Annotated in this window: 18 protein-coding genes; 10 read left to right on the forward strand and 8 right to left on the reverse strand. The window is 58.6% G+C overall.

What is annotated here, in order from left to right; all coding sequences use genetic code 11:
- Positions 1-18 precede the first annotated feature (18 nt).
- Complete coding sequence (locus tag ACLD1Y_RS04040) at positions 19-531, forward strand: GNAT family N-acetyltransferase (protein WP_429475673.1); 513 nt, start codon at positions 19-21, stop codon at positions 529-531.
- Here ACLD1Y_RS04040 and ACLD1Y_RS04045 read toward each other — a convergent pair.
- Positions 528-1,220: an aspartate/glutamate racemase family protein gene (locus ACLD1Y_RS04045; RefSeq protein WP_429475675.1), complete on the reverse strand. Its 693-nt coding sequence runs from the start codon at positions 1,218-1,220 to the stop codon at positions 528-530. The two genes, ACLD1Y_RS04040 and ACLD1Y_RS04045, sit on opposite strands and share 4 nt — an antisense overlap.
- A gap of 289 nt (positions 1,221-1,509) precedes the next feature.
- Between ACLD1Y_RS04045 and ACLD1Y_RS04050 the strand changes: the two genes are divergently transcribed.
- Complete coding sequence (locus ACLD1Y_RS04050; RefSeq protein ID WP_429475677.1) at positions 1,510-2,898, forward strand: M10 family metallopeptidase C-terminal domain-containing protein; 1,389 nt, start codon at positions 1,510-1,512, stop codon at positions 2,896-2,898.
- 131 nt (positions 2,899-3,029) lie between these two features.
- The gene (locus tag ACLD1Y_RS04055; RefSeq protein WP_429475679.1) at positions 3,030-3,701 is read left to right on the forward strand and encodes a DUF3313 domain-containing protein; all 672 of its coding nucleotides are present in this window, start codon (positions 3,030-3,032) and stop codon (positions 3,699-3,701) included.
- Between the two features lie 67 nt (positions 3,702-3,768).
- On the opposite strand, the gene ACLD1Y_RS04060 is transcribed toward ACLD1Y_RS04055, so the two are convergent.
- The 3 genes from ACLD1Y_RS04060 to ACLD1Y_RS04070 form a co-directional block, all read right to left on the reverse strand.
- A complete protein-coding gene (locus ACLD1Y_RS04060; RefSeq protein ID WP_429475681.1) occupies positions 3,769-5,169 on the reverse strand; it encodes a DUF1254 domain-containing protein in 1,401 nt (466 codons plus the stop codon).
- Between the two features lie 123 nt (positions 5,170-5,292).
- A complete protein-coding gene (locus tag ACLD1Y_RS04065) occupies positions 5,293-5,658 on the reverse strand; it encodes a response regulator (RefSeq protein WP_429475683.1) in 366 nt (121 codons plus the stop codon).
- Between the two features lie 232 nt (positions 5,659-5,890).
- Complete coding sequence (locus tag ACLD1Y_RS04070) at positions 5,891-9,415, reverse strand: hypothetical protein (RefSeq protein ID WP_429475685.1); 3,525 nt, start codon at positions 9,413-9,415, stop codon at positions 5,891-5,893.
- Between the two features lie 277 nt (positions 9,416-9,692).
- Here ACLD1Y_RS04070 and ACLD1Y_RS04075 point away from each other — a divergent pair, with 277 nt between their 5' ends.
- From ACLD1Y_RS04075 to ACLD1Y_RS04095, 5 genes are all read left to right on the forward strand, one after another.
- Positions 9,693-13,190 (forward strand): response regulator, encoded by a 3,498-nt coding sequence (locus tag ACLD1Y_RS04075; protein ID WP_429475686.1) that lies wholly within the window; start codon positions 9,693-9,695, stop codon positions 13,188-13,190.
- On the forward strand, positions 13,191-14,021 hold the full coding sequence (locus ACLD1Y_RS04080; RefSeq protein ID WP_429475687.1) for a CheR family methyltransferase: 831 nt from the start codon (positions 13,191-13,193) through the stop codon (positions 14,019-14,021).
- Positions 14,018-14,623 (forward strand): chemotaxis protein CheB, encoded by a 606-nt coding sequence (locus tag ACLD1Y_RS04085; protein ID WP_429475689.1) that lies wholly within the window; start codon positions 14,018-14,020, stop codon positions 14,621-14,623. Before ACLD1Y_RS04080 ends, ACLD1Y_RS04085 begins: the two co-directional genes overlap by 4 nt.
- Positions 14,617-15,810 (forward strand): hybrid sensor histidine kinase/response regulator, encoded by a 1,194-nt coding sequence (locus ACLD1Y_RS04090; RefSeq protein ID WP_429475691.1) that lies wholly within the window; start codon positions 14,617-14,619, stop codon positions 15,808-15,810. Before ACLD1Y_RS04085 ends, ACLD1Y_RS04090 begins: the two co-directional genes overlap by 7 nt.
- Before the next feature lie 78 nt (positions 15,811-15,888).
- Entirely contained in the window at positions 15,889-16,266 is a 378-nt protein-coding gene (locus tag ACLD1Y_RS04095; RefSeq protein ID WP_003217591.1) for a response regulator, read from the forward strand.
- Positions 16,267-16,507: 241 nt separating this feature from the next.
- Here the strand turns inward: ACLD1Y_RS04095 and ACLD1Y_RS04100 are convergent, their stop codons facing one another.
- The 4 genes from ACLD1Y_RS04100 to ACLD1Y_RS04115 form a co-directional block, all read right to left on the reverse strand.
- Positions 16,508-18,181 carry an ATP-binding protein gene (locus ACLD1Y_RS04100; RefSeq protein ID WP_429475694.1) on the reverse strand — a complete coding sequence of 558 codons (1,674 nt, stop codon included), beginning with the start codon at positions 18,179-18,181 and terminating at the stop codon, positions 16,508-16,510.
- Positions 18,181-19,680, reverse strand: a complete 1,500-nt coding sequence (locus ACLD1Y_RS04105) for an ATPase domain-containing protein (protein WP_429475696.1) — start codon at positions 19,678-19,680, stop codon at positions 18,181-18,183. The genes ACLD1Y_RS04100 and ACLD1Y_RS04105 overlap by 1 nt, the downstream gene beginning before the upstream one ends.
- 124 nt (positions 19,681-19,804) lie before the next feature.
- A complete protein-coding gene (locus tag ACLD1Y_RS04110) occupies positions 19,805-20,863 on the reverse strand; it encodes a tetratricopeptide repeat protein (protein ID WP_429475698.1) in 1,059 nt (352 codons plus the stop codon).
- 65 nt (positions 20,864-20,928) lie between these two features.
- Entirely contained in the window at positions 20,929-21,822 is an 894-nt protein-coding gene (locus ACLD1Y_RS04115) for a bestrophin family protein (RefSeq protein WP_429475700.1), read from the reverse strand.
- Positions 21,823-22,024: 202 nt separating this feature from the next.
- On the opposite strand from ACLD1Y_RS04115, the gene ACLD1Y_RS04120 reads away from it, so the two are divergent.
- Together ACLD1Y_RS04120 and ACLD1Y_RS04125 are read left to right on the forward strand one after the other, a co-directional pair.
- Positions 22,025-22,792, forward strand: a complete 768-nt coding sequence (locus ACLD1Y_RS04120) for an SDR family NAD(P)-dependent oxidoreductase (RefSeq protein ID WP_429475704.1) — start codon at positions 22,025-22,027, stop codon at positions 22,790-22,792.
- 12 nt (positions 22,793-22,804) lie between these two features.
- Positions 22,805-23,989, forward strand: a complete 1,185-nt coding sequence (locus ACLD1Y_RS04125; protein ID WP_429475706.1) for an acetyl-CoA C-acyltransferase — start codon at positions 22,805-22,807, stop codon at positions 23,987-23,989.
- The last annotated feature ends 9 nt before the right edge of the window (positions 23,990-23,998 follow it).

The raw sequence follows: 23,998 nt of genomic DNA on the forward strand, positions 1-23,998 counted from the left end.
TTTAAAGGATGCAACACAATGCACACGCCCGAACCCCATATCGTTATCCAGCGCTTTACCGAGGCTCACCTTGAGGGCGTCGCGGCGCTCTATAACGAGCCGGCCGTGTGTCGTCAGGTGCTGCAAATGCCTTTCCAGTCGGCCGAGTCATGGCGCAAAAAGCTGGTGATGGACAACGAGCGCCGACTGCAACTGGTGGCCGTTCATGGCGGTGAAGTGATTGGCCAGTTGGGCCTGGAGCAATACCTGCGGGTGCGCCAGAGCCATGTCGGTTCGTTTGGCATGGGCGTGGCGACGGCCTGGCAGGGTAAAGGGGTGGGTTCACGGCTGTTGTCGGCCGCGCTGGATGTGGCCGACAACTGGATGAACCTGCACCGCGTGGAACTCACCGTGTATGCCGACAACGAAGCCGCGCAGAACCTGTACCGCAAGTTTGGCTTCGAGGTCGAAGGTCGGCTGCGCGATTACGCCGTGCGCGATGGCCAGTTTGTCGACGCGGTGAGCATGGCCCGCCTACGGACGTCGGTTTAATCCTGCAACGCAAACGCCACCGCAGCCTGGGCATGCAGCTCAGTGGTGTCCAGCAGCGGCAGGTTGCTGTGTTCCGGCTTGATCAACAGGCCGATTTCCGTACACCCAAGGATGATCGCCTGGGCACCGCGTGCGGCCAGGGACTCGATGACCTGCTGGTAGACCTTGCGTGACGTATCGCTGATCACGCCCACGCACAATTCGTCATAAATAATCCGGTGCACGGCTTGGCGCTCATCTGCATCCGGCACCAACACGGTCAGGCCGTGGTCGGCCAGGCGGGATTTGAGAAAGTCCTGCTCCATGGTGAACGCGGTGCCCAGTAGACCCACCGTCAACGTACCTGCCTCGTTGGCGGCCAGCCCGGCCGCATCGGCAATATGCAAAAACGGAATCGACACCGCCGCGTCAATACGCGGTGCCACCAAATGCATGGTGTTGGTACACAGCACCACGCACTCGGCACCGCCGGCTTGTAAGCGGCGTGCGGCATCTTCCAGGATCAGCGCGGCGTCATCCCAACGCCCGGCGTGCTGGGCTTGCTCGACGGGGCCGAAGTCCACGCTGTACATCAATATCTGCGCCGAGCGCAGCGGGCCGAGCTGGTCGCGCACGTGTTGGTTGATGATGCGGTAATACTCGGCGCTGGACTCCCAGCTCATGCCGCCGATAAGGCCGATGGTACGCATGCGATGCTCCTGACAAGAAATATCGCCTCACCTTACCGACCAACTGAGCAATAGTCATACGCAGTTGTCGGCGAAACGACCGGTGCAGTTTTACGGGCGTCGGTTGAACGCGCTCAACTGACTACCCACTCACTCAACACACTGGAACGGGTAGGGCAGCAGAAGGGTAAATAACCGCCCATCGCCCCCCCTGCGAATAACGTTGGAACTGTCCCAGTGTGACCACCACTAAAAAATCGTTAAATAAGGGCGCCACTTATTAAGGTTTCATGGCATTTAAGGGGTATCTATGAGTATCAGTCTTAACGTAGCGTTGGCACAGTCAGCGCTTACCAGCCAGCACCATAGGAAGGTCGCTGAAATATTACATAAAAACAATCGCGGCGAAGGCATTAAAGAGGGTTTACCCACATTATCTGCCGAGCAGATCATCAATAAATCACTGTCGCAAAGTGGCTTCGAGCATTCTCTACGCCCGCAAGATGGCACAGAGGTTACTTATGCATTCAATGGCGGGAAAAATGCGCAGAGCCCGACATTTTCCGACACGCAAAAAAACCGAATCCGCGCCGATATCGAACATTTTAGCGACGTTGCAAAGTTGAAATTCAAAGAGTCTGCGATGGCGTCATCCCATCATATTCAATTAAAAGTAGATAGCAGTCGTTTCGATTGGAAAGACCCTTATTACGTGAGTACGAAAAATGGCGCACCGGGCGGTGTGGACGTACCGTTATTGCAACGCCATGCGGCTGAACTTGAACAGCCCAATAGCTATGGCAGCCATGTTATTGCCAAGGCATTGGCCTTCAAGCTGGGGCTTCCTGCAGCGGGCTCAGGGGGTGGCCCCCGCAGATATCATGAGAATACCTTGGCCTATACACTGAGAAGCCCTTATTCAGAGGGGCGCTCAGGCCAGCGGTTTGGAAAAGAACATATTAGCAATGCCTATCCAAGCACGCCGATGATGGACGATATTGCTCTGCTGCAAAAGAAATATGGCGCGAACCACGAAACGCGTGCGGGTGATACCACGTATGGCTTTAATTCAAATACAGGGCGTGAAACGTTTACGTTAAAGTCTGATGCTGACCTGCCGGTATTCTGCGCTTGGGATGGCGGCGGGAAGGATACGTTTGATTTTTCCGAGTTTACGCAAAACCAGATTATCAACTTAAACCAGGCCAGCTTTTCCAATGTTGGCGGCGGTGTGGGGAATGTGTCTATCGCCCAAGGCGTCCTTATTGAACGCGCGATCGGCGGCAAGGGTGAGAATATTATTATTGGCAATGAGGCGAACAATGAACTGGTGGGTGGGCCGTCGAGTGACATCCTCTACGTTAACGCAAATTCAGGGTTCAATAAATTATGGGGCGGCGACGGCCGAAATATATTTGTGATCGGTGCGAGCGAGCAATCAGCCAAACTTGAAAATACCGCCATCATGGATTTTGTCAGTGGCAAGGACAAGTTGGATCTGTCTGCGCTCAGGGCTGCCAGCAACCAGCCGAACATAAAAGTGGTGAATAAATACACCGGAAGGGGCGGCGAAGTGACCATCGACTATTTCGAGAGCCATAAACTCTCGATGCTACGCTTCGATATCAACGGTGACGGGAAAATGGATTGCATGGTCACTGTCACCGGGCGAATAGAACCCCGCGATATCATCGTCTGATCGCGCGTTGCACCGTCGGTCCCTGGCCGTTCTCAATGCAGTACTGAATCAGCGATAGCCGCACGTTCCTCCCCAGAGTTGGCTATACCTACAGCTCAGTGTTTCAGTGAAGACCGCCAGGGAGTTCAACGATGAAGCTAAGGCTTGTAATCAGCACGCTGTGCCTCGTGTCAATTGGAATGACGGGCTGTGCCAGCAACGTCACCCAACCGCAGGATTACTCCGGTTTTTTGTCCGACTACAGCCAACTCAAGCAGGCCAAGTCACCGTCGGGGGCCGATGTGATGCGCTGGGTTGATCCCAAACTGGACCTTAACCGCTATCACGCGGTGTATGTGGAGCCGACCCAGTTCTATCCCAAGCCCCAGGCCACCGATAAAATCCCGCAGAGCACGCTCAACGGTATCAACACCTACTACAACCAGGCGCTCAAGCGTGAGCTGGAAAAATCACTGCCCCTGGCCAATGCCCCAGGCCCCGGTGTCATCGTGGTACGTGCGGCAATCACCGCTGTGAGCAGCAAGACCGAAGCCCTCGCACCGTACGAATACATCCCCGTAGCGCTGGTGGTGGCGGCGGTCAGTACCGGTACGGGCCACCGCGACCAGGAAACCACCCTGAGCACCGAGGCTCAGTTCCTCGACGGCGCCAGCGGCAAGGTGCTCGCCCAGGTCGTGCGCAAAGGCACCGGCAAGCCGCTGGCCAATGAGGCCGTGGTGATGAAGGCCGACGACGTGAAAAGCGTGATTGATGGTTGGGCGTCGGACCTGTATCAGTCGTATGTGAAACTGCACAAGCACTAGGACCTGTCACGTGCCCGAAAGGGGGTTGCGTGCCCGGCCTAACCCCTTAGCAGCCGGGCGCGAGGGCTCATTTAAGCGGTGTTAGCGGTGGCAGTTTCCATTGCCCGCTAGCCACTTCAGGCTTGGGCAGGTAGATCCGCAGCACGGCATAAAACGGCCCCGGTGGGGCCGGCAGCCAGTTGCTTTGTTCGGCTTTTGGTGGCTCGTGGTGCTGCAACGCCAGCGTCAGGCCGCCGTCGGCGTCCAGCTTGAGGTTGGGCAGCATCCGCGAATTGATCAGGTAGCGTTTCTTGTGGTTGGGCACCAGCAGCTTGGTCTTGGCGTCGTACATGGTCAGCGACCAGAACGCGTCGGCCGGTGGCAACTGGTCCTTGGCAAAGTGCACGGTGTAGCTGTGGCGTGCGCCGTTGGCCGGTTTGCCTTCACTGTCGGTGACGTAGCTCAGGTGGATGGCTTCGTCGGTGGAGTTGCCGAAAATCCCCAGGTCAGCCCCGGCGTAGCGGTACAGGTAATTGTTTTTCAGGCGATCACGGCTGCCGAACAGGTCGCCGCTGGAGACCTGATGGGTGTCGAGCTTGTCTTTCTTGAACGCGGCGAACTCGGCGCGGGCGTCGGCGATGCCGTCTTCCAGGGCTTTGCGTTGTTCGGCGCTCAATTGGTTGACCTTGAACGGCGCGCCGGGGGTGATACCGATCTTGGCGAAGCGGGCCAGCAGGTCTTTTTCACTGTCCTGGGGCGCGGCAAAGGCCAGCATGAAATTCAGGTAGCGAAACAGCTGCGGGCCTTCGGTCATGGTCGCCATGGGCTTTGGCCACTCGATCTTCGGCGCGGCGGCTGGGGCCGGCTGTTTCACGTAGCTGCTCAGGGGCTGCACTTTGTAGCCGTTCTGGATCTGCTTGACCTTGTTCAGGTCCTTGTCGTCGAACAGCTGTGTGCGGTACAGCGCGTAGGCGATGTTGCTTTCGCTGTACACCACACGGTCGACGTCCACTGGCTGCTGACCTTTCCAGTCCGGCCCGGCGATCATGTAATGGCCGCCATTGTTACCGGTGCTGCGGGTGCCCAGGTAGGCGATGTTCTGGGTGTAGAGGTCGATCAACTGCACCGAGTAGTAGCGGTTGTCTTCGATCTTCGGCAGGGTCAGGACCAGGGGCTCCCTGCGCAGGTCCATCCACACGAACGAGTAGGGCGTGTCCGCATTGGGGGTGACAAGCGCGTTGTCCTTGGGGGTGAACACCTGGGCGGTATTGCCAATATGGTTGAAGGGCGCCTTGAAGTTGGCCCCGCCTTTATCAACGGCCTGGTTGTAGAGCGTTTTGTACATCGCCACCACCGGATAGCCATACAGGTAGGCTTCCTTGGCGATCGCCCGGGCTTCGGCAGGGTTCGCCGTGAAGTCGGCCAGGGCGCCGGTACTCATCAGTATCGAGAGGCTCGCCAACAGCAGGCGCGTCGGTTTTCCAATCATGTTGTTGCGTCCTTCCAGAGATCTTTTTAAAGGGCGAGGGATGAAACGGCGAGTTTCTAGTTTTATTGGCCGGACGTCACGTTAATCCCTGCGACACCGCCCACGGCACCATAGAAGAGGGGGTCAGGCGGTGGGCAGCATCGCTTTGACTTTGTCGCGCAATTGATCGATCGAAAACGGTTTGGCGATGACTTGCATGCCACTTGGCACGTCGATGTGGTCGGCATAGCCACTGGCAAACAGGATCGGCAGCTCAGGACGAAGCTCGCGCACCAAGTTGGCCAACTGCTTGCCGTCCATGTCGGGCAGGCCTACGTCGGTCATCATCAGGTCAATGGATTGATCCGTGTTCTTGACCAATGCCAGCGCCTCTTCGGCATCACCGGCCTCAAGCACGCTGAACTCCAACTCTTCCAGTACGTCGATGATCAGCATGCGCACGATGGCATCGTCTTCGACTACAAGGATGGTGGAGGAAGTGGTGGACATAATAGAAATTCCCGAGAAGTGAGGGGACAGGTCTTTAGCGGTTGAAAGACCATCCTCTAATGAGTAGCGTCGATCTCGGCAAGTTCCGTTGGCACGGGGATTGTGAAGGGAATGGCAGAAAATGTCTCGTTGCCATGCGGGTGAGGTAGCGCGTCAACGGCGCCGTTTCACAGCGCCATTGATAGGTGCAGACATCAGTCTCTGGATTGGGGCAGCAAGCGTACGCGTTGCATCAAGCTGGTAACGGATTGGACACCATCAAAGAAACCGCAAAGCTGTCCACGGCTTCGGTTACCAGATCGTCAGGGTGGAACGGGCTGACAAGAAACTCACGAGTACCTAGGGATGTGACGTGAGGCTTTAACGTAGCGCTGACCGCCCCGCTATCCAAGACCTTGGCCATGCCTTTTTGCATGGATTCCAGGTTGTCAAACTTGACCAAGCCGCCATTGGGCTCAAAGAAAAACCATTCTTTTTTGTTGTCTTTGAACCTCACACCTGCCAACAGGGCGTGATCTTGAGTGCTGATCCTCAGGTAGGTCGACTTGGTGGCTCTGGTGAGTTGGTTGATGATGCGCTCGGCGGTGTCCCGTGAGGGAGCAGAACCCATGTGAAAGCTGTGCTTTTTATCTACGGCGTTCTGCAAATGTTTAAGGTCTGCATTGAATTTTATATGTTGCGGGGCGTGCGAAGCACTGGTCGAGACCTTGTTGAGATTGGCGAGAAATATCTTTTCATCGCCGCGTTGCAGGGCAAGCGCCATGGCATTGACCAACCCGGCGCAGTCACCTGTTGACGTTAAATCGACACGGGCCAAGTACTCAAGTTGGGTAAAGCGATCGATAGACACACCAGGCCCCGCTACGTCGCTGGCAAGAAGAGACGTGAAATACCTTCCGCGTTCTATGTTTTCATGCTCAACCACTCGTGCAAGGATGCCTATTTCATCCGGTGCCCTGTCGGGTTTCGCGGCCAATTTCAGCAAATCCTCAAGGCTGGTTTGACCCGAATAATCCTTAAGTTGCTGGAGGTTGCCATGTTTATAACCCTGGTCGAATTGCGAAAGGTTCTCAGCACTTTTTGACCTCACCATGTTCACTTCGAAAGCATCAAGATGTTTATGAAGGCTGCTGTCAAGCAGAGGGCTATTGAGCGGGGTGAAATGTTGATAGTCGATTGCAGGGCCATAGGGCCTCTTCAGTACAGGGTCGTAGCTATACCATTTATTGTTTTTCAGGACGGCGACGCCTTCGACGCTGTTGCTGCCCTGCTTATAGGTCCCGATCAACGTCGGACCAAATTCCTTGTTGGCCGCCTTCAACAAGTCATAACTGCCAGTCGCCCCCTTTAGTTTATTGATGGTTTCGCGCGCTTTACGCACTGCTAGTTCGGCGCCTACATCCAGCAACTGCATGCCCCCCTTGGCGAGGTCATCCAAGCCGCCCAATGGGTTGAGCCCACTGAGCGCTGCGGCACCAATCACTTTTGCGGCCTGTAAGGCTTTGGTACTTGTAGATAGAGCGGTGCTGCCTATTTTGAGCAGTTTCCCACCGGCCGCTACGCCGGCCGTAACGAAGCCAAACACGTCCAGTGTGAGATCAAATAACCCTGCGCCAATGTCGCCTTTTTGAAAATTCAGAATGGCCGACCTGAAGGGAATCAGGTTGAGTAAAAAGTCATTCAACGGCTTATAGCGGTCTTTTGACGTCTCCAGGGTGGTTTTCCCGAGTGCAGCCTCTTTAATGGAGGGGTCGTAAAGCCCTAGGTGCTCGACTAGGGCATTGCCGATCCTGTAAGAACGAAGGCTGTTGAAACTATCGAGCGCCTGTCCCTCTGAGGGGCGCTCATCACTGCGGTCGTTCTTCATGCTGTCGGGCTTGAACTCTTTGGTTTCATAAACCCAATTGGCCTCTCGTGATTGCCTTTCTTTTGCACGATAGGCAGGGGTGTGCTTGATGGTGCCCGCATTGAAGTTGATTTCGTATGTTTGGGTTTGCCCTTCACGTTCGATTTTTACCAACAGTTCCGGGTCGGTGGGGGCTGGCGTGGTCCCTATAAAACCGTTCAACGCATAGGATGTTTGTTGATACAGCGTAATTTTGCCGTACTCGAAATTCTTCCTGTCTTCCAATGGCAGCTGCGAAATCAAATGCTGGACGGTGGTAGTGACGGCATCCCTTTTGTGCGTCATCGCGGTGCTGAACCAGGTTTCGAATGACTTGCTCACCCCAAAATCAGATTGGCTGTTGTTCACTTTATCGATGGGAATGCGCGGATCACTTGACTGGTAATGAACCCATGGCGACCCGAGGTCCATCATGGCGATATCCAGCATCGAGTGCTTGATGAGCGTGCCGTCCTCGCGACGCAGTGCACGATCATTAACGCGGTCATCGGTCGACGTGAGTACTTTTTCTTCGAACAGTGGCCCCAGATCGCCAAAGATTTCTTTCAGCCTGGTCAGCGCTATGTCTTTTCGCGAAAGAATCGCGTTATCCATGGCTTGCGAAGCAGAGATCAGCTCGTTACTTCGCTTCGTGAAGGCAGCTCTTAATTCGTTGATCTGAGCGGGTGTGTAAGTACCGGCGTCGCTCTTCGTCAACAACCCATTGGCGAGCGCCCATTCCACCAATGCCGCATTTTTGGCAGTTTCGGGTGCGGAGGGTGAGGGCGTGTTTCGGGCGGCGTAACTCATGACATCGGCGAACGTCATGTTAGCGACGGTGCCCGGACGCTCGGCTTCTACTGCCGCCGCCGCGATCGAAAGGTTTGCCCACGCCAGGCTGCCCACGGTCACACTGGCAGGAATGTCTTCGATCAGGTACTGCGGTGCCGTGCGGGCTAGCAGCAAGTGGCTCGCAAGTTTGGCGCTGTCAGATGTTGTTCGGCCTTTGTCGACCAGGTGTTTGCTCAGGTTTTCAACAACCGTAGCGGGCGATTTTCCCCAATGCTCAGGCTTGGCCAGTTCAAAACCCGCGACGCTGCCGACCACGGGCGTAGTGAGGGATTCTGGGTCCAGTCCCAAGTGAAGCGCTGTGAGCACATAGTCATAAACACCGATGGGCGAGGGGGCGCCCTTCAACTGTGTTTGCAGGGCAAGTCCCAGCTCGCGGGCTTTGGGTGAGTCGAGCAATTTCTGTAATGCCCCAACGGGATCTTGCAGATCGCTGGGCATCACCGAGCTGCCACTCAACAGGTAGGCAAGGGTAGCGGTGGGTTCGCCCGGCTTGGCAGTTGGTTTTTGGGTGTCGAGGTAGTTGACTATGCTCTGTTGGTCATGTTTCGACATCGGTTTTGGCCAGGAAAGACCGCCGCCGAAGTCACCCAAAGGGTGCAGTGATGCCTTCTGCTCCAGTTCCTCCTTCAACGCGACCACTTCATCGATAGTGGTCGGCAGCTTGAAACCAAGGCCGCTAATGGCAGCGGCCAGGGTTACTGCGCTCGGTTGTATCGCCGCATAGGACGAATCTTTCACTGGACTCATCGTATTAGCGTTCAGTGAATAGGCGACCCGTCCGGGCGGGACCGGCCTGCCATAAACACGGCTATCTAGAGCCATCAGTTTGCTAGCCAGCAGGCGTAGATTGTCGTTGTCTGCTAGCAGGCCGCGTAAGCTGCGGGCAGCGCTGGGTGGAGGGTTGGTAGCGTCGGCAGTGATCGGCTTCGGCGAAGGGGGTTGCGTAGCGAGTGGTTTCACTGCACCAGCAAGAGGAAGAAGCGCGGGAATAATAAGTTGTTGAGCGACGGATAAGAACATTTGGCGTACCTGAATGGTCAAGTTTAGTCACCCTGCAATAGGATCTTCCTTGTTCCGCAGGCTTGTTTCTGGGTGTGCAGCTCCTTGGCGTTCGTTCCGGATTCGTCCCGCAAATATGTTTTAAGGCGTGTAGATGGGCTGACCCTGCCGGCCTGAAACTCAATCACCTATGAGTGCGGGTCATAGGCGATTGCGTCAAAGCGACCTGAAAACATAGCCTTGCGCGGCGATATTCGGGCAAACTCTCCTTTTTTCCACACTTGGCCAAGGCATGCCCATGACTCCCGCGTCGTCCATCGATGAACAGAGCTTTCGTAACCTTTTAAGCCGAAACGTGGCGTTGCCCCTGGGCGTGGGCGTGCTCAGTGCCGTGTTTTTCGTGTGCCTGATCACCTACCTGTTGTCGGTGATCCAGTGGGTGGAGCACACCGACCGGGTTATCAATAACCTCAACGAGTCGTCAAAGCTCACGGTGGACCTGGAAACCGGCATGCGCGGTTTCTTGATCACTGGCGATGAGCATTTCCTCGACCCTTACGAGGTGGCCAAGCCGCGGATCATCGCCGACTTGCGTAATTTGCAGGACCTGGTGGCCGATAACCCCCAGCAGGTGGACCGTCTCAAGCGCTTGGAAGCCTTGCAGATAGAGTGGAACAAGTACGCCCAGTCGATGATTGACCTGCAACGCGAAAGCGGTGATTACCGGGGTGCCGTCAAGGCCGGCCGGGGCAAGCGCCTGACCGATGAGATCCGCAAGGAATACGACAACGCGGTGGAAATGGAGCAGCAGTTCCGTATTACCCGCAATGAGCAAGTGACCCGCACCACGGTGATCAGCGTGACCCTGTACCTGGCATTTGTGCTCGGGTTGAGTGGGTTCCTGGCCTATATTGGCCGTAAAAATTTAATTTCATTATCAGATAGTTATAACGCAAACCTCGCGTCACAACAGAGGATTGCGGGGCGCTTGGAACAGCAAGCCTGGCTGCGCAATGGCCAGACCGAACTGGCCGAACAGGTACTTGGCCAGCTCACCTTGAACATGCTGGGGCGCAATATCCTGCAGTTTTTTGCCCAGTACATGGGCTCGGCCGTGGCCGCGCTGTATGTGCGCGAGGAACATGGCGGTCTCAAGCGCGTGGCCAGTTATGGCTTCTCCCGCGAGCAGGAGCAGCTTGAACAGTCGATCTACAGCGACGAAGGCATTGTTGGCCAAGCCGCGCAATTGGATCGCCTGATCCGCCTGGACGATGTGCCGGTGGGCTACTTCAAGGTCAGCTCCGGCCTGGGTGAAGGCTCAACCCGTAGCGTATTGGTGGTGCCCACCAGCGACGACGGGCGGGTCAACGGTGTGATCGAACTGGGTTTTCTACGCCCGCTGCAAGAGCGTGATGTGGAGCTGCTGGAGCTGATCGCCGGCAATATCGGCACCTCCATCGAAGCTGCCCGTTATCGTCAGCGCCTGCAGGAAGTGCTGGCCGAGACCCAGCAGCTCAACGAAGAGCTGCAAGTGCAGCAAGAAGAACTCAAGACCGCCAACGAAGAGTTGGAAGAACAGTCGCGCATCCTCAAGGAGTCTCAGGCTCACCTGGAAACCCAGCAGGCCGAACTTGAACAGACCAATGAACAGTTGGCCGAGCAGACCCAGACCCTGGCCGAGCAGCGCGACGCCATGGACCGCAAGAACGGCGAGCTGAACCAGGCCCAATTGGAGCTGGAGGACCGCGCCGAAGAGTTACAACGCTCCAGCAAGTACAAATCCGAGTTCCTCGCCAACATGTCCCACGAGTTGCGCACGCCGCTCAACAGCTCGTTGATCCTGGCCAAGCTGTTGGCGGAAAACCCCCAGGAAAACCTCAGCGCCGAACAAGTCAAGTTTGCCGAGTCGATCTATTCGGCCGGCAATGATTTGCTCAACCTGATCAACGACATCCTGGACATTTCCAAGGTCGAAGCCGGCAAGCTTGAGATGCGCCCGGAAAACTCCAGCGTGGCACGCCTGGTAGACGGCTTGCGCGGCATGTTCGAACCGTTGGCCGCCGATCGCAAGTTGGGTTTCCAGGTGGAGGTGCAGGCAGGCGCGCCAGTGATGCTGTTTACCGACCGCCAACGCCTGGAGCAAATCCTCAAGAACCTGTTGTCCAATGCGGTCAAGTTTACCGAGCAGGGTGAAGTGAGCCTGTCCGTATCCCAGGCACCGGGGGAGGGCATTGCCTTTACCGTGCGCGATTCGGGTATCGGCATTGCGCCAGACCAGCAGGAAAGCATCTTTGAAGCGTTCCGCCAGGCCGACGGCACCACCAATCGCCGTTATGGCGGCACCGGCCTTGGCCTGTCGATTTCCCGCGACTTGGCCACTTTGCTTGGCGGCTACATCAGCGTCAGCAGCGAGCCGGGCAAGGGCAGCACCTTTACGTTGGTGTTGCCGGAGCAGTATGTCGAACGCGCAGAAGATGCCGCGCCCATCGAACAACCGCGCCAGGTGGTCGTGGCGCCAGCCCCAGCGCCGGTCAAGGTATCGCCACTGCCGATGGCCGATGCCAACCTGATCCCGCGCTTCGCCGATGACCGTGACAAGGCCCCCTTTACCACCCGTTGCATCCTGGTGGTGGAAGATGAGCCCAACTTTGCGCGCATCCTCTTCGACCTGGCCCATGAGCTGGGCTACAACTGCCTGGTGGCCCACGGTGCCGACGAAGGCTACAGCCTGGCCGAGGAATACATCCCCGATGCAATCTTGCTGGACATGCGCCTGCCGGACCATTCCGGGCTGACGGTGCTGCAACGCCTCAAGGAACACGCCAGCACCCGGCATATCCCGGTGCATGTGATTTCCGTGGAAGACCGCGTCGAAGCCGCCATGCACATGGGCGCCGTGGGTTATGCGGTCAAGCCCACCACCCGCGAGGAGCTCAAGGACGTGTTCGCGCGCCTGGAAGCCAAGCTGACCCAAAAGGTCAAGCGCGTGCTGTTGGTGGAGGACGATGACCTGCAACGCGACAGCATTGCCCGCCTGATCGGCGACGATGATATCGAGATTACCGACGTCGGCTACGCCCAGGCGGCCCTGGACCTGCTGCGCACCAACATCTACGACTGCATGATCATCGACCTGAAGCTGCCGGACATGCTCGGCAACGAGCTGCTCAAGCGCATGGCCACCGAGGACATTTGCTCGTTCCCGCCGGTGATCGTCTACACCGGGCGCAACCTCACCCGGGATGAAGAGGCTGAACTGCGCAAGTATTCGCGCTCGATCATCATCAAGGGCGCGCGCTCGCCAGAGCGCCTGCTGGACGAAGTGACACTCTTTTTGCACAAAGTCGAATCCCAGCTGTCCCATGACCGCCAGAAGATGCTCAAGACCGCCCGCAGCCGCGACAAGGTCTTCGAGGGGCGCAAGATCCTGTTGGTGGACGACGATGTGCGCAACATCTTCGCCCTCACCAGTGCCCTGGAGCACAAAGGCGCCATCGTGGTCATCGGGCGTAACGGCCGTGAAGCCATCGACAAACTCAATGAAGTCGACGATATCGACTTGGTGCTGATGGACGTGATGATGCCGGAGATGGACGGTTACGAGGCCACCGCCTTGATCCGCCAGGACCCGCGCTGGAAAAAACTGCCGATCATCGCCGTGACGGCCAAGGCCATGAAAGACGATCAGGAGCGCTGCCTCGCGGCAGGTTCCAACGACTACCTGGCCAAGCCGATTGATCTGGACCGTCTGTTCTCACTGATTCGCGTATGGCTACCGAAGATGGAACGTATTTAAGTGGAGCGAAGTTTTTTGGAAAAAAGCAGCGATATTGAGCTGCGCCTGCTGATCGAGGCGATTTACCTCAAGTACAGCTATGACTTTCGCGACTACTCCGGGGCGTCGGTCAAGCGCCGGGTGGCCCATGCCCTGCGCCAATTCGACTGCGCAACCATTTCTGCGTTGCAGGAGCGGGTGCTGCACGATCCGGCGGCATTTATGCAGTTGCTGCAGTTCCTCACCATTCCGGTGAGCGAGATGTTTCGCGACCCTTCGCACTTCCTGGCGATTCGCCAGGAGGTAGTGCCGCTGCTCAAGACCTACCCGTCGATCAAGGTCTGGATCGCCGGGTGCAGCACGGGGGAAGAGGTGTACTCCATGGCCATCCTGCTGCGTGAAGAAGGCTTGCTGGAGCGCACCATCATCTACGCCACCGACATCAACCCGGCCTCCCTGGACAAGGCCAAGCAGGGCATCTTCTCCCTGGAAAATGTGCGGGCCTACACCGCCAACTACCAGCAGGCCGGTGGGCAACGTTCATTTGCCGACTACTACACCGCGGCTTACGATTACGCGATCTTCGACAAGACACTGCGAGAGAACGTCACGTTCGCCGACCACAGCCTGGCGACCGATAGTGTATTCTCGGAAACTCAATTAATTTCATGTCGCAACGTACTGATTTACTTCAATAAAAAATTGCAGGATCGAGCGTTTGGGTTGTTCCATGAGTCGCTCTGCCATCGCGGCTTCCTGGTGCTGGGCAGCAAGGAGACCCTGGATTTCTCCGCCTATGGCAAACAATTCGAACCCTTGGTCAAACAGGAACGGATCTACCGAAAACTATGAATGAAGCGGCTGCCAGCCTGGCATCGGTTCCGGGCATAGAAGCGATTGTCATCGGCGCCTCCGCTGGCGGCGTCGAGGCGTTGCTGACGGTGTTTGGCGAGCTGCCCACGGGTTTCGGCTTGCCGATCATCACGGTACTGCACCTGCCGGACGAGCGCCGCAGCCAGTTGGCGGAGGTGTTTGATCGCCGCGTGAACATGCCGGTGCTGGAGGCGCGTGACAAAGAGGTGATCAAGCCCGGCACCCTGTATTTCGCCGGGCCTGGTTATCACCTTTCCGTGGAGCACGACCGCAGCCTGTCCCTGAGCCAGGAAGACCGTGTGCATCATTCACGGCCTGCTATCGATTTTCTGTTTACCTCCGCTGCCGATACCTACGGTGCAGGCCTGATGGCCATCTTATTGACCGGCGCCAACCAGGACGGCGCCCAAGGCCTTGCCCACGTCAAGCAACAAGGCGGTACCACCGTGGTGCAAGACCCTACGGAGGCACGTGTCGCCGTGATGCCCCGTGCAGCCTTGGCATTGCATACACCCGACCACATTCTTACCTTGAGCCGCATTGGCTCATTGCTGGCTTCCCTGGAATATTCCCCATGCTAAGTACTGTCCAGGCCAAACTGCTGATCGTCGACGATCTGCCGGAAAACCTGCTGGCCCTCGAAGCGCTGATCAAGCGCGAGGACCGCCAGGTGTTCAAGGCATTGAGCGCCGACGAGGCCTTGTCCCTGTTGCTGGAGCACGAGTTCGCCATGGCGATCCTCGATGTGCAGATGCCCGGCATGAATGGTTTCGAGCTGGCCGAATTGATGCGCGGAACCGAAAAGACCAAGAACATCCCGATTGTGTTCGTCAGTGCCGCCGGCCGCGAACTCAATTACGCCTTCAAGGGCTATGAAAGCGGAGCCGTAGACTTCCTGCACAAACCGCTGGATATCCATGCGGTGAAAAGCAAGGTCAATATATTTGTTGACCTGTATCGCCAGAGCAAGGCAATGAAGCAGCAGGTCGAAGCCCTGGAACGCAGCCGTCGCGAGCAAGAGCTGTTGCTGACGCGCTTGCAGGCCACCCAAGCCGAGTTGGAACAGGCCGTGCGCATGCGTGACGACTTCATGTCCATCGTTGCCCACGAAGTGCGTACGCCCCTCAATGGCCTGATCCTGGAAACCCAGCTGCGCAAGATGCACCTGGCCCGGGATAACGCCGCCGCGTTCACTCTGGACAAGATGCATGCCATGGTCGACCGCGATGAGCGCCAGATCCAGAGCCTGATCCGCCTGATCGAAGACATGCTCGATGTGTCGCGCATCCGTACCGGCAAGCTGTCGATTCGTCCGGCACGCTTTGATCTGGCCCAGTTGGTGAGCAACCTGGTGAGTAACTTCGCGCCGCAAGTGGCGGCCGCCGATTCCACCCTGCAATTGGTCGTAGAGGGGCCAGTGGAAGGCAACTGGGATGAGTTCCGTATCGAGCAGGTGGTGACTAACCTGCTGACCAACGCCTTGCGTTACGGGGCTAAAAGCCCGGTGCAGGTGCGGGTGTACAGCGAACACGGTGAGGCGCGGGTTGAAGTGCGTGACCGTGGCATCGGTATCAGCGAAGACAACCAGAAACGTATTTTCCAGCAGTTTGAGCGAGTGTCGGCCAGCCATGTCGCGGCGGGCCTTGGCCTTGGACTGTTTATTTCCGAACAGATCGTGGCGGCCCATGGCGGCACCATCGAGGTCGAGAGCCAGATAGGCGAGGGCGCCCTGTTCCGGGTGTGCCTGCCCCTCGGCGCCTCGGTATGAATTCAATCGTCACCTCGACGCAACCTCTGCGTGACCCCATGGTCGTAATTGCAGCAATTGACCGGACAAAGGCTTCCCATGAGTGAAGATGCACAAGATGTCGTTCTGATCGTCGAGGACGACGAATCCATTATGTTTGTGCTGGGTGAATACCTGGCCGGCCTGGGCTATCGGGTGTTGAAGGCGATCGATGGGGAGCAGGCCTTCGAAATCCTGGCGACCAAGCCGCACCTGGACTTGATGGTCACCGATTACCGCTTGCCGGGTGGCATTTCGGGGGTGCAGATTGCAGAGCCTGCGATCAAGCTGCGCCCGGAATTGAAGGTTATTTTTATCAGCGGCTACCCGCAGGAAATTCTCGACTGCAACAGCCCTATTACGCGCAATGCACCGATTTTGGCCAAGCCGTTCGACCTGGATACTTTGCAGGAACACATCCAACGCCTGCTTGCATAACGTATGAATGGGCTTGGTTGTGGTTGTGAAAGTTGGGCTTGCCTGTGGTGAGCGGGCTTCTTGTGGTGAGCGGGCTTGCCCCGCGCTGGGGTGCGAAGCAGCCCTAAAACCTGACGCTGCCGAGTGCCTGACACAACGCAGCGTTCTTATTGGGGCTGCTTCGCAGCCCAGCGCGGGGCAAGCCCGCTCACCACAGTATGCACATTCACAGTAAGCCCGCTGACTACAGCAAGCCCATTCATTAAACGCTGCGGATCATTTCGCGGACTTTGGCGGTCAGCAGGTCAAAGGTGAATGGCTTGGTGATCAGTTGCATCCCAGGGTCCAGGAACCCACCACGCACCGCCGCATGCTCGGCATACCCCGTAATGAACAACACCTTGAGGTCTGGGCGTATCTGGCGCCCGATTTCTGCCAACTGGCGACCGTTCATGCCGGGCAAACCGACATCGCTGATCAGCAGGTCAATACGCTGATCGGACTCGATGATCGGCAGCGCCGTATCGGCATCACCCGCTTCGACAAAGCCATAACCCAGCTCCTTGAGCACCGCACTGACCAGTAAGCGCACAGCAGGGTCGTCTTCGACAATCAGCACGGTCTCGCCCGCCTGCGCAAACGGTAGCTGCGCGGGGTCCGAAATCACATCGGCGACCACTTCGCCGATGAACCGTGGCAGGAACAGGCTCACCGTGGTGCCTTTGCCCACTTCACTGTGGATGGTCACATGGCCGCGGGACTGGCGGGCGAAGCCATAGATCATCGACAGCCCCAGGCCCGTGCCTTGGCCGATAGGCTTGGTGGTGAAGAAGGGGTCGAACACCCGGCTCATCACACTCTCCGGGATCCCGCAGCCGGTGTCGTTGACACTCAGCTCTACGTAATCGCCAGGTTTCAAGGTGCCATAGGCGGCGGTAAACACACTGTCCAGGTGGCGATTGGTGGTTTCCACTGTCAGGCTGCCGCCGTTGGGCATGGCATCCCGCGCGTTGATCACCAGGTTGAGCAGGGCGCTTTCCAGTTGGTTGGGGTCGGCTTCGGCGGTCCAGAGTTCGCCGGTCAAACGCATCTCCAGCTTGATGCTTTCATTGATGCTGCGTTGCAGCAGTTCGCCCATGGAGGTCACCAGTTGGTTGATCTCAACGGGCTTGGAGTCCAGCGATTGTCGGCGGGAAAACGCTAGCAGGCGGTGGGTGAGGCCCGCTGCCCGGTTGGCTGAGGTGACGCCCAGGTCGATCAAACTGTCCAGGTCGTCGAGCTTGCCACGGGACACGCGCCTTCGCAGCAACTCCAGGCTGCCGATGATGCCGGTGAGCATGTTGTTGAAGTCGTGGGCGATGCCGCCGGTCAATTGGCCCACCGCTTCCATCTTTTGTGATTGGCGTAAGGCCTCTTCGTTATGGCGCAACTGTGCGGTGCGTTCTTCCACTTGCTGTTCAAGGGTTTCGAGGGTGCGTTGCAGGCGCAGTTCGCTTTCGCTCAGGTCCACCAGGCGGTCGCGCGCTTCGTATTGCCGGCGGCGGCCGCGCAGGGCGGTGCTGACCAGGCTGATCAGCGTCACTGGATGGAACGGCCGCTCCAGAAACGTCACGTTGCCCAGCAGCCCGCTGAGGTGGGTCGAACCGTTCTGCTCGCTGCCGCCGTGATGGGTCAGCAGCACGATAGGCAGGTCCGACCAGGCTGGCTGCTGATGCAGGTGCTCAAGCAATGGGTCCAGCTCAACCCCCCGTAGGGCTTCGGCGGCAATGATCAGCAGGCCGCTGCCCTGGGCCAGCGCTTGGCACAGCATGTTCAAGTCGGTGGCAACGATACCGCGGTAGCCGGCCTCGTTGAGCATCATCAGCGCCAGGGCACCGTCACGGCCGAGGGGCGCGAGGATGATCGCGCGCTCGGAGACAGGAGAAAGATCGGCCACTAGCCCTCATCCTTGAGTAGGGGAGAACCGGCGCCCATGTAGGTGGGAATACCGCGCAGCACACCCTGGAAGTTGTTCAGCGGCTCGCCCACGGTCATGCCGCGACTGCCGATGCGGTATTCGCGGATCGTCGACTCATGGGAGCCGGTGCGCTTTTTGATGATCGAAATAGCGCGGCGCACTTCGCCTATGGCTTCGAAGTAGCGCAGCAGGATTACCGTATCGGCCAGATAGGTAATGTCCACCGGAGCCTGCATATCCCCCACCAGACCGTGCTGGGCAACGGTCATGAAGGTGGCCGCGCCGCGACGGTTGAGGTACAGCAGCAACTCGTGCATGTGCAGGATCAGCGCGTTTTCTTCGGGCATGGCTGCGGTGTAGCCGTTGATGCTGTCGATCACCACGGTTTTGATCCCGGCTTCATCCACGCAACGGCGCACACGGTGCGAGAACTCCCCAGGCGACAGTTCGGCGGCGTCCACTTGCTCGATCAGCAGGTTGCCCGTGGCTTGCAGCGCCTCCAGGTCAATCCCCATGTTCTTCATGCGCTCAAACAGCAGGCCCAATTCTTCATCGAAGATAAACAACGCGGCTTTTTCGCCACGGGCCACGGCGGAGGCGGCGAAGATCATCGAGATCAGCGACTTGCCCGTACCGGCAGGCCCCAGGATCAGGCTGCTGGAACCGGTCTCGATACCACCGCCGAGCAGCGAGTCGAGTTCCTTGATGCCACTGGTCAGCGTTTGGCGGTTGTAGCCGCCGCGGTGTTCGGCCGCGACCAAACGTGGGAACACATGCACGCCGTCTTGCAAGATGGTGAAGTCATGGAAACCGCCGCGGTATTTCTGGCCACGGTATTTCACCACCCGCACCCGGCGACGTTCAGCGCCGTAGTTAGGGGTAAGTTCTTCCAGGCGAACCACGCCGTGGGCCACGCTGTGCACGGTTTTGTCGAGGGATTCGGTGGTCAGGTCGTCCAGCAGCAACACGGTGGCGTCATAGCGTACGAAGTAGTGCTTGATCGCCAGGATCTGCCGGCGGTAACGCAGTGAGCTTTGCGCCAGCAAGCGGATTTCGGAGAGGCTGTCGACCACCACGCGAGTGGGTTTTACCCGTTCGACCACTTCGAAGATCTGCCGCGTGGCTTCGCCCAGTTCCAGGTCCGAGGAGTAGAGCAGGCTTTGCTGATGCTCGGCGTTTAACAGGCTTTCCGGCGGCGTCAGTTCGAAGATATGGATATTGTCGTCCAGGTCCCAGCCGTGGGACTTGGCGCCCTGGCGCAATTCGCGCTCGGTCTCGGACAAGGTGATGTAGAGCGATCGTTCGCCATTTTTGGCGCCGGCTTGCAGGAAGTGCAGGGCGACCGTGGTTTTACCGGTGCCAGGCTCACCTTCCAGCAGGAACAGGTGGCTGCGCGATAGCCCGCCGGAAAGAATGTCGTCCAGACCTTCGATACCGGTGGCTGCTTTTTCACTGAACAGCTCATTGGATGTAGACAAGGAGTGCCCTCAGGTCACGTACGAATAGAAGAGCGCGCCGCCCTGGGCGCGCCATATTCACTTGACCTTAGTGGCACCTAGCCGTTCCGCAATTGGTAAAATTTGTACAACGCACCGATGGCTGTCAAAGACCTTGTTGCAGCGCCGGGTCATCCGGGTTTTGCTGCTCAAGCTGCGCCAGCAGCACTTGGACGTTTTGCAGCTGGCCGCTTTCGGTCCAGTAATTGACCAGCAGCACTCGCGCCTTACGGTTGGCTGGATGGCGCTGAATGATTTCTTCCAGTTGGCGCTGCGCCGCTTCCAGTTCCTGCTGGGCGTGCAGGGTGGTAGCCAAGTCGTAGCGGTAATCCTGATTGTCCGGCTCCAGCTCCACGGCTTTTGACAGGCCAAGCAAGGCATACGGGCGCTCGCCATGGTGCAGCAACCACATGCCCAAGGCGTGTTGCAGGTAAGCGGATTCGGGATGGGCGGCCAACTGGCGTGCCAGCAATTGGCGGGACTCTTCGGACTTGCCTTGTTTGTCCAGCAACTCGATCTGCGCAACCACGGCTTGCAGGTTGTCCGGCTCCAGGCGCATGGCTTGCTCCAAGGCGTTCTGCGCATCCGGCAGCAGGGCACTGTGGATATACAGGCGCGCCAATTGAATCCAGTTTTCGGCGGTTTCGGGCTGGGCCTTGATTTTTTTCACGAACTCATCGAGCACTTGCTGCAACGGCCCGAAGTACAGCCCCAAGGTGTCCGGGGACAAACCGAGCAAGGCATTGGCAGCGGCAAACCGTACGCTTTGTTCCGGGTCATCCAGCGCCGGGCCAAGCAAGAGGGTGCGCTGACCGGAAGGCACCAGGCCGGCGATGCTGTGGATCGCGGCTTCACGTACCAACGGCGAATCACTGGTCAGGTCTTTGTCCGCGAGCTTCAAGGCCTGCGGGCTGGGGTAGTTGGGCAGTTCGGCATGCAGTGCGGCGCGGCGCTCCGGTGACAGGTCCGGGCGGCCCAGTTGTTGGTACAGCACCCGTGCTGCCCCAGGCTCGCCGTTACGCGCTTGTTTCAGGGCTTTTGAATAACCATGGGCTATCGCGGGTGGCACCGCCACCTGGGTGGACCGGGTGAAATGCCAGGTGAGCAACACAACAAACAACAGGGCGCACAGGCCGATGATGGAGTAACGGCGTGACTTTGACATGCAGGCGTCCGAGCGATCACAAAGCCGCCAGCTTCGACCAGACCAGGGCGAGTGTCAAACCCGTGTCAGGTGAGTACGTACTCTACCGGCTCCAGGACAGGGGGCAGGTCGGTTTCGCCGAGGGCGGCGAGCACCTCTCGTTCCACGGTGCGCACAATGGCATTGCAGGGCAGGTCGTTTTCGTCGAACCCGAACGGGTCTTCGAGGTCGTCGCCAATCTCATCCAGGCCAAAGAAGGTGTAGCTGACGATGGCGGTAAACACCGGTGTGAGCCAACCCAAGGGCTCGGCCATGGCAAACGGCAGCAGGATGCAGAACAGGTAGATGGTGCGATGCAGCAATAAGGTATAGGGGAACGGCAGCGGTGTGCTTTTGATCCGTTCGCACGAGGCTTGCACCTGGCTGAGGCTGACCAGCCGCGCTTCCAGCTGGGTGTAGCGCCACTCACTGATCACGCCTTGCTCGGCCAGTTCGGAAAACCGCGCACCGACCCTTTGCAGCACGCGGTCCGGAAGGTTTGGGTGCCCGGCTGTCACGGCCATCCAGGGGTTTATCGCGTGGGCTTCATCCTCCAGGCGCAAGCGGGCGATCAAGCCATGGGCAAAGCCGCATAAGCCCCGCAGCAGGCCTGCACGTTCGGCCGTGTCGCCCAGCACCTGGGTTTCACGGATCAACGAGCGCACGTCGATGATCATCTGCCCCATCTGCTTGCGGCCTTCCCACCAACGGTCGTAGCAGGCGTTGTTGCGAAAGCTCATGAAGATCGACAACGACAGGCCCAGTAGCGTGAACGGCGTGGCATTGACCTTGGAGAAGTACGCTGGGTGCAGGGTTTCCACCAGCACGATTACCGAGGCCAGCAGGGTAACCAGCAGGCTGCGCAGGGCGATGCGCTTGGCAATCGAGCCCTTGAGGGAAAACAGGATGCCCAGCAGGTTGGGTTTGGGGCGGACTATCATCGGGGGGCGGGCTTCTTCGGTGGCGCAGGCCAACAGGTTAGAAGCTTGCGCCAAAGGCGTCCAATTGCTTGGGCTGACCGGTTGATTGGCGGGATTGATGACTGGCCAATCCAGTCAGCCAAGTTGAAGGCTTTGACCATTGCTGCGCCGGTGCGTCGGAGCGACTATCTGGGCCATTCTGACAGCCCAAGGAAAAACAATAATGCAGATTGAAAACAAGGTGTTCCTGGTCAGCGGCGGCGCTTCGGGCCTCGGCGCGGCCACCGCTGACATGCTGGTGGCTGCCGGTGCCAAGGTGATGCTGGTGGACCTGAATGCCGAGGCTGTCGCGGCCAAAGCCCAGCAATTGGGTGAAAACGCCCGCAGCGCAGTCGCCGATATCAGCCAGGAAACCGCCGCCGAAGCGGCCGTACAGGCGACTGTCGCAGCCTTTGGCGGCCTGCACGGCCTGGTGAACTGCGCAGGCGTGGTGCGCGGCGAGAAAATCCTCGGCAAGCACGGCCCCCATGCCCTGGCCAGCTTTGCCCAGGTGATCAACGTCAACCTGATCGGCAGCTTCAACCTATTGCGCCTGGCGGCGGCGGCCATCGCCGAAACCGAAGCCAACGCCGATGGCGAGCGCGGGGTGATCATCAACACCGCCTCGGTCGCCGCGTTCGACGGGCAGATCGGCCAGGCGGCGTATGCGGCGTCCAAGGGTGCGATTGCCAGCCTCACGTTGCCCGCAGCCCGTGAACTGGCGCGCTTTGGCATCCGCGTGATGACCATCGCCCCGGGCATTTTCGAAACCCCGATGATGGCCGGCATGACCCCTGAAGTGCGCGACTCCCTGGCTGCCGGTGTGCCGTTCCCCCCGCGCTTGGGCAAACCGGCCGAATATGCCGCGTTGGTGCGGCACATCATTGAAAACAGCATGCTCAACGGTGAGGTGATCCGTCTCGACGGCGCCTTGCGTATGGCGGCCAAGTAAGGAGGATTTGCCATGAATGATCCCATCGTGATTGTCAGCGCCGTGCGCACGCCCATGGGCGGGTTCCTGAGCGACCTCAAGGGCCTGACGGCGCCACAGTTGGGCGCGGCCGCGATTCGCGCCGCGGTCGAACGCGCCGGCATTGCCACCGATGCCGTCGATGAAGTGCTGTTCGGATGCGTGCTGCCAGCAGGGCTCGGCCAGGCGCCTGCCCGGCAAGCCGCGCTGGGCGCAGGGCTGGATAAATCCACGCGCTGCACCACCCTCAATAAAATGTGCGGCTCGGGCATGGAGGCCGCGATCCTGGCCCATGACGCCCTGTTGGCTGGCAGTGTCGATGTGGTGATCGCCGGCGGCATGGAAAGCATGTCCAACGCCCCATACCTGCTGGACCGCGCCCGCAGCGGCTACCGCATGGGCCACGGCCGAGTGCTGGACCATATGTTCCTCGACGGCCTTGAAGACGCCTACGACAAAGGCCGCCTGATGGGCACCTTTGCCGAAGACTGCGCCCAGTACAACGGGTTTACCCGTGAAGCCCAGGACGCTTTTGCCATTGCCTCCCTGACCCGTGCACAGGAAGCCATTACCCACGGCTGCTTTGCCGCCGAGATTGTCCCGGTGCAGGTCACCGTGGGCAAAGAGCAAAAGACCATCGAACACGATGAACAGCCGCCCAAGGCCAAGCTGGACAAGATCACCAGCCTGAAACCGGCATTCCGCGACGGCGGTACAGTAACGGCTGCCAACTCCAGTTCAATCTCCGACGGTGCAGCGGCTTTGCTGCTGATGCGTCAATCCGAAGCGACCCAGCGTGGCCTCAAGCCCTTGGCGGTAATCCACGGGCATGCGGCCTTTGCCGATGAGCCGGGGCTGTTCCCGGTGGCGCCGGTGGGTGCGATCCGTAAGCTGATGACCAAGACCGGCTGGAACCTGGGTGACGTGGATCTGTTCGAGATCAACGAAGCCTTCGCGGTGGTCAGCCTGGTGACCATGAGCAAACTGGAAATCCCCCATGCCAAGGTGAACGTACATGGCGGCGCCTGCGCCCTGGGCCACCCGATCGGTGCTTCGGGTGCACGCATCCTGGTGACATTGCTCTCGGCCCTGCGCCAGAAAGGCCTCACCCGAGGCGTTGCGGCCATTTGCATTGGCGGCGGCGAAGCCACGGCCATGGCCATCGAATGCCTGTACTAAGGACTGAAC

The organism is Pseudomonas sp. 18175, from assembly GCF_050432925.1.
Classification (GTDB): Bacteria; Pseudomonadota; Gammaproteobacteria; order Pseudomonadales; family Pseudomonadaceae; genus Aquipseudomonas.